Below are 6,308 nucleotides of genomic sequence, written 5' to 3'. Positions count from 1 at the left end.
GGCGGACTCCACTCGAACAATAAAAAGAAAGCTATTGAATAGTCATGATTGTAGACGCACGTCGAAAAGCCCTGCGCATAAGGGGGACGTGCGAACCGCTGTCTGCGGTTTTATACCCGATCGTAACCGCTGGGATCCCGATCGGGACCGCGGATCATAGCCTAAACTGAGCCAGAGATCTTCTGTTTCTCACAGATTCTTCCCGATTTATCCACAGGAAGATCCGAAACCGGGTAAGTGTAATCGATCCTGGTTAGCCTGCCCCGGGATTTAGGCCGCATATTGGAAAAATTACTGAGTCGTGACAAATTTTTGCTTAAAAGATCTAACGAAGATCCTGGACGATCCTTGCGCTTTACCGGTGAGGTCGTATAATCCTCCACCCGTCGCGTAATGCTCGGCTTCCCGCGCGTTTAACGCTGTTCATTTTGCATGCGAAATCGTGTGAATTTACGCGGGAAATAAGGAAAGAGAATTGACTCCGGAGTGTACAATTATTACAATCCGGCCTCTTTAATCACCCATGGCTTCGGCGTCCGTCGTGCGATATTCGTTCGGGCATCGTAAAAAGCCATTGAATTTATTCAAGTTTAGGTAGAAATCGCCATGAAACGCACTTTTCAACCGTCTGTACTGAAGCGCAACCGTTCTCACGGCTTCCGTGCTCGTATGGCTACTAAAAATGGTCGTCAGGTTCTGGCACGTCGTCGTGCTAAAGGCCGCGCTCGTCTGACCGTTTCCAAGTAATAAAGCTAACCCCTGGTGGTTAAGCTCGCATTTCCCAGGGAGTTACGTTTGTTAACTCCCACTCATTTCACTTTCGTCTTCCAGCAGCCACAACGGGCTGGCACGCCGCAAATCACCATCCTCGGCCGCCAAAATTCGCTGGGGCATCCCCGTATCGGTCTTACTGTCGCCAAGAAAAACGTTAAGCGTGCGCATGAACGCAACCGGATTAAACGTCTGACGCGTGAAAGCTTCCGTTTACGTCAACATGAACTCCCTTCGATGGATTTTGTGGTGGTGGCGAAAAAAGGGGTTGCCGACCTCGATAACCGTGCTCTCTCGGAAGCGTTGGAAAAATTATGGCGCCGCCACTGTCGCCTGGCTCACGGGTCCTGATAGCCCTCATTAGGGTCTATCAACGCCTGATTAGTCCGCTACTCGGGCCGCACTGCCGTTTCACACCGACATGCTCAAGCTATGGAATTGAGGCATTGCGCAGGTTTGGAGTGATAAAAGGCAGTTGGTTGACGGTGAAACGCGTATTAAAATGCCACCCTTTACACCCAGGTGGAGACGACCCCGTCCCCCCCGGACCCTTTGATACCAGAGAACACTAACGATGGATTCGCAACGCAATCTTCTTATCATCGCTTTGTTGTTCGTGTCTTTCATGATCTGGCAGGCATGGGAGCAGGATAAAAATCCTCAACCCCAGCAGCAGACCACGCAGACCACGACCACCGCAGCGGGTAGCGCCGCCGACCAGGGCGTACCGGCCAGTGGCCAGGGGAAACAGATTACGGTTAAGACCGATGTGCTTGAGCTGACTATCAACACCCGTGGTGGTGATGTTGAGCAGGCGCTGCTGTTGACCTACCCAAAAGAGCTGAAGTCTACCGAACCGTTCCAGTTACTGGAAACCACACCGCAGTTCCTTTATCAGGCGCAGAGCGGTCTGACCGGTCGTGATGGCCCGGATAACCCGGCTAACGGTGCGCGTCCACTGTATAACGTCGAGAGTGATACCTTTGTGCTGGCTGATGGCCAGAACGAGCTGGCTATCCCGATGACTTATACCGACGCCGCAGGCAACACCTTCACCAAAACCTTCACCCTGAAACGCGGTGAATATGCGGTGAACGTTGGCTACAGCGTGCAGAACGCCAGCGAGAAACCGCTGGAAATCTCGACCTTTGGTCAGCTGAAGCAATCCATCGATCTGCCGTCTCATCGTGACACCGGAAGCAGCAACTTCGCGCTGCATACCTTCCGTGGCGCAGCGTACTCCACGCCAGATTCGAAGTATGAGAAATACAAATTCGATACTATCGCGGATAACGAGAACCTGAACGTCAGCGCTAAAGGCGGTTGGGTTGCGATGCTGCAACAGTATTTCGCAACGGCGTGGGTGCCTAATAACGACGGTACCAACAACTTCTACACCACGAACCTCGGCAACGGTATTGCAGCTATCGGCTACAAATCTCAGCCGGTTCTGGTGCAGCCGGGTCAAACCGGTAAGCTGGCGAGCACCCTGTGGGTCGGCCCGGAAATTCAGGACAAAATGGCTGCAGTAGCACCGCACCTGGATTTGACCGTGGATTACGGCTGGTTGTGGTTCATCTCTCAGCCGCTGTTTAAGCTGCTGAAGTGGATCCATAGCTTCCTGGGTAACTGGGGCTTCTCCATCATCGTTATCACCTTTATCGTTCGTGGCATCATGTACCCGCTGACTAAAGCGCAGTACACCTCCATGGCGAAGATGCGCATGCTGCAGCCGAAGATTGCGGCGATGCGTGAGCGTCTGGGCGATGACAAACAGCGTCAGAGCCAGGAGATGATGGCCCTGTATAAAGCAGAGAAAGTGAACCCACTGGGTGGTTGCTTCCCGCTGCTGATTCAGATGCCAATCTTCCTTGCGCTGTACTACATGCTGATGGGTTCCGTTGAGCTGCGCCATGCGCCGTTCGCCCTGTGGATCCATGACCTGTCTGCACAGGACCCGTACTACATCCTGCCGATCCTGATGGGCGTGACGATGTTCTTCATCCAGAAGATGTCGCCGACCACCGTGACCGACCCGATGCAGCAGAAGATCATGACCTTCATGCCGGTCATCTTCACCGTGTTCTTCCTGTGGTTCCCGTCAGGTCTGGTGCTGTACTACATCGTCAGCAACCTGGTGACCATTATCCAGCAGCAGCTGATTTACCGTGGTCTGGAAAAACGTGGCCTGCATAGCCGCGAAAAGAAAAGTTCCTGATTCGGTTGAGCAGTAGCTAGAATAAGGGCGGTCAAATGACCGCCTTTTTTTATTGCAACACAGTTGAGAAAAACCATGAGCCATAACGACACTATCGTCGCCCAGGCAACCCCACCGGGACGCGGTGGTGTGGGCATACTGCGCATCTCCGGCCAGAAGGCGCGCGAGGTAGCAGAAGCCGTACTGGGGAAACTGCCGAAGCCGCGCTACGCCGATTATTTGCCGTTTAAAGACAGCGACGGTACCGCGCTGGATCAGGGCATTGCGCTGTGGTTTCCGGGGCCAAACTCCTTTACCGGCGAAGATGTGCTCGAACTTCAGGGCCACGGCGGCCCGGTGATCCTCGATTTACTGTTAAAACGTATTCTGACCTTGCCGGGCCTGCGCATTGCGAAGCCGGGTGAGTTTTCTGAACGTGCCTTCCTGAACGATAAACTCGATCTGGCGCAGGCCGAGGCGATTGCTGACCTGATCGACGCCAGCTCTGAGCAGGCAGCCCGCTCTGCGCTCAACTCGCTGCAGGGGGCATTTTCTGCCCGCGTAAATCATCTGGTGGAAGCACTTACTCACCTCAGGATCTACGTGGAGGCGGCGATTGATTTCCCGGATGAGGAGATCGACTTCCTTTCCGATGGCAAAATCGAAGCCCAGCTCAACAGCGTGATGACCGATCTCGACGCGGTGCGTGCCGAAGCGCGCCAGGGCAGCCTGCTGCGTGAAGGGATGAAGGTGGTGATTGCCGGTCGCCCTAATGCCGGTAAATCGAGCCTGCTGAACGCGCTGGCGGGTCGTGAGGCTGCCATCGTTACTGATATTGCCGGCACCACCCGCGACGTACTGCGCGAGCATATCCACATCGACGGCATGCCTCTGCACATTATCGACACCGCGGGTCTGCGCGATGCCAGCGACGAAGTGGAGCGTATCGGTATCGAGCGCGCCTGGCAGGAGATTGAGCAGGCTGACCGCGTGCTATTTATGGTAGACGGCACCACCACTGACGCGGTGGATCCCGCAGATATCTGGCCGGACTTTATCGCCCGTCTGCCCGCTAAACTGCCGATCACCGTTGTGCGTAACAAAGCCGATGTGACGGGCGAGACGCTGGGTATGAGTGAAGTAAATGGTCACTCACTTATTCGCCTCTCGGCACGTACCGGCGAAGGCGTGGATGACCTGCGTAACCACCTCAAACAGAGCATGGGCTTTGATACCAGCATGGAGGGCGGCTTCCTGGCGCGCCGTCGTCACCTGCAGGCGCTGGAAGAGGCGGCGAACCATCTTGTTCAGGGGAAAGCGCAGCTGATTGGCGCCTGGGCGGGTGAGCTGCTGGCGGAAGAGCTGCGCCTGGCGCAGCAGAATCTGAGTGAGATCACCGGGGAGTTCTCCTCGGACGATCTGCTGGGCCGCATCTTCTCGAGCTTCTGTATCGGGAAATAACCCTGCACAGCCACAGTAATCGTCAGGTTATTGTGGCTGTGATTACACTCACAATTAATTATCCTGCAGATAGACCCGTAATTCTCATTATAATAATGTAGCTGAGTGTCTAATGAGGATAAATCAATGATGATTATCTTAAATACATACATCACTTCTAAGTGGTTTAATATTGACAATAAAATTGTCAATCACCACCCATAATCCCCCCTTTGCTCGTCCTTTGCTAAATGCTAACTAACCAGGTTTATTAATCTGCTTATTTGGTATGTCTGCAATATATTCTTGCCAGCTCCGATCGTCTGCGTGGTTTATTTCCACAGGCGGCATTAAATGATGGCTGGCATATACATCTCTGTACTTAGGGTTATTAAATAGCCCTCAGCACCGCTGCGTGCAAAAAGGATGAACAAATGGAAAACTTCAAACATTTACCTGAGCCTTTCCGTATTCGTGTTATTGAGCCAGTGAAACGCACCACCCGCGAGCACCGGGAAAATGCCATTGTTGAATCGGGCATGAACCCGTTTCTGCTTGATAGCGAAGATGTCTTTATTGACCTGCTGACCGACAGCGGTACCGGGGCAGTCACACAAAATATGCAGGCCGCTATGTTGCGTGGGGACGAAGCCTACAGCGGCAGCCGCAGTTATTACGCGCTCTCCGATGCGGTGAAAACCATTTTTGGCTATCAATACACTATCCCGACTCACCAAGGGCGGGGCGCTGAACAGATTTACATTCCGGTCTTGATCAAAAAACGCGAGCAGGAAAAAGGGCTGGACCGCAGCAAAATGGTCGCGTTCTCCAACTATTTCTTTGATACGACTCAGGGCCATAGCCAGATTAATGGCTGCACGGTGCGTAACGTCTATATCAAAGAGGCGTTTGATACCGGTATTCGTTACGATTTTAAAGGCAACTTTGACCTCGAAGGACTGGAGCGCGGCATTCAGGAGGTGGGCGCCAATAATGTGCCTTATATCGTCGCAACCATTACCAGCAACTCCGCCGGCGGCCAGCCGGTCTCGCTGGCCAACCTGAAGGCGATGTACGCCATCGCGAAAAAATATGACATTCCGGTGGTGATGGACTCCGCGCGCTTCGCGGAGAACGCCTACTTTATCCAGAAGCGTGAAGCGGAATTCCGCGACTGGAGCATTGCAGACATTACCCGTGAAACCTATAAATACGCCGATATGCTGGCGATGTCGGCCAAAAAAGACGCGATGGTGCCCATGGGCGGCCTGCTGTGTATTAAGGATGACCGCTTCTTCGACGTCTATACCGAATGCCGAAACCTTTGCGTGGTGCAGGAAGGCTTCCCGACCTACGGTGGCCTTGAAGGCGGTGCGATGGAGCGCCTGGCCGTCGGTCTGCATGATGGCATGAATCCGGACTGGCTGGCGTACCGTATCAATCAGGTGCAATACCTGGTCGATGGCCTGGAAGCCATCGGTGTAGTGTGTCAGCAGGCGGGAGGGCATGCGGCATTTGTTGATGCAGGAAAACTACTGCCGCATATTCCGGCTGATCAGTTCCCGGCACAGGCGTTAGCCTGCGAGCTCTATAAGGTGGCGGGCATTCGGGCAGTAGAAATCGGGTCGTTCTTGTTAGGCCGCGATCCTAAAACCGGCAAACAGCTGCCCTGCCCGGCGGAGTTACTGCGTTTAACCATTCCACGCGCGACCTACACACAGACGCACATGGACTTTATTGTCGAAGCCTTTAAACATGTGAAAGAGAACGCCAGCAATATTAAGGGGTTAACCTTCACCTACGAACCGAAAGTTTTACGTCACTTCACTGCCAAACTGAAAGAAGTTTAACCCGCACCTTCCGGGTGACTAACACCCTGTTAGTCACCCGGAATTCATTA

Annotated in this window: 8 protein-coding genes; all 8 read left to right on the top strand. The window is 53.6% G+C overall.

Annotated features, from left to right (window positions below; all coding sequences use genetic code 11):
- The first annotated feature begins 282 nt into the window (after positions 1–282).
- The 8 genes from JZ655_RS21695 (at position 283) to tnaA (ending at position 6,258) form a co-directional block, all read left to right on the top strand.
- Complete coding sequence (locus JZ655_RS21695) at positions 283–375, top strand: hypothetical protein (protein ID WP_419395832.1); 93 nt, start codon at positions 283–285, stop codon at positions 373–375.
- Between the two features lie 231 nt (positions 376–606).
- Positions 607–747, top strand: coding sequence for a 50S ribosomal protein L34 (gene rpmH / locus JZ655_RS21265; protein WP_000831330.1), 141 nt, complete (start codon positions 607–609; stop codon positions 745–747).
- A gap of 15 nt (positions 748–762) precedes the next feature.
- Positions 763–1,122, top strand: a complete 360-nt coding sequence (gene rnpA / locus JZ655_RS21260; RefSeq protein WP_014072458.1) for a ribonuclease P protein component — start codon at positions 763–765, stop codon at positions 1,120–1,122.
- Entirely contained in the window at positions 1,086–1,343 is a 258-nt protein-coding gene (yidD, locus tag JZ655_RS21255; RefSeq protein WP_001307474.1) for a membrane protein insertion efficiency factor YidD, read from the top strand. Before rnpA ends, yidD begins: the two co-directional genes overlap by 37 nt.
- A gap of 2 nt (positions 1,344–1,345) precedes the next feature.
- Complete coding sequence (gene yidC / locus JZ655_RS21250) at positions 1,346–2,989, top strand: membrane protein insertase YidC (RefSeq protein ID WP_207292682.1); 1,644 nt, start codon at positions 1,346–1,348, stop codon at positions 2,987–2,989.
- Between the two features lie 75 nt (positions 2,990–3,064).
- The gene (gene mnmE, locus JZ655_RS21245; RefSeq protein ID WP_040077732.1) at positions 3,065–4,429 is read left to right on the top strand and encodes a tRNA uridine-5-carboxymethylaminomethyl(34) synthesis GTPase MnmE; all 1,365 of its coding nucleotides are present in this window, start codon (positions 3,065–3,067) and stop codon (positions 4,427–4,429) included.
- Positions 4,430–4,555: 126 nt separating this feature from the next.
- Positions 4,556–4,633 carry a tryptophanase leader peptide gene (tnaC, locus tag JZ655_RS21690; protein WP_350028380.1) on the top strand — a complete coding sequence of 26 codons (78 nt, stop codon included), beginning with the start codon at positions 4,556–4,558 and terminating at the stop codon, positions 4,631–4,633.
- 209 nt (positions 4,634–4,842) lie between these two features.
- On the top strand, positions 4,843–6,258 hold the full coding sequence (gene tnaA, locus JZ655_RS21235; protein WP_207292681.1) for a tryptophanase: 1,416 nt from the start codon (positions 4,843–4,845) through the stop codon (positions 6,256–6,258).
- The last annotated feature ends 50 nt before the right edge of the window (positions 6,259–6,308 follow it).

The sequence above is a fragment of the Leclercia pneumoniae genome (assembly GCF_017348915.1).
Classification (GTDB): Bacteria; Pseudomonadota; Gammaproteobacteria; order Enterobacterales; family Enterobacteriaceae; genus Enterobacter; species Enterobacter pneumoniae.
Note: the sequence above shows the minus strand (reverse complement) of the source record. Positions and strands in the feature narration are given on the sequence as shown.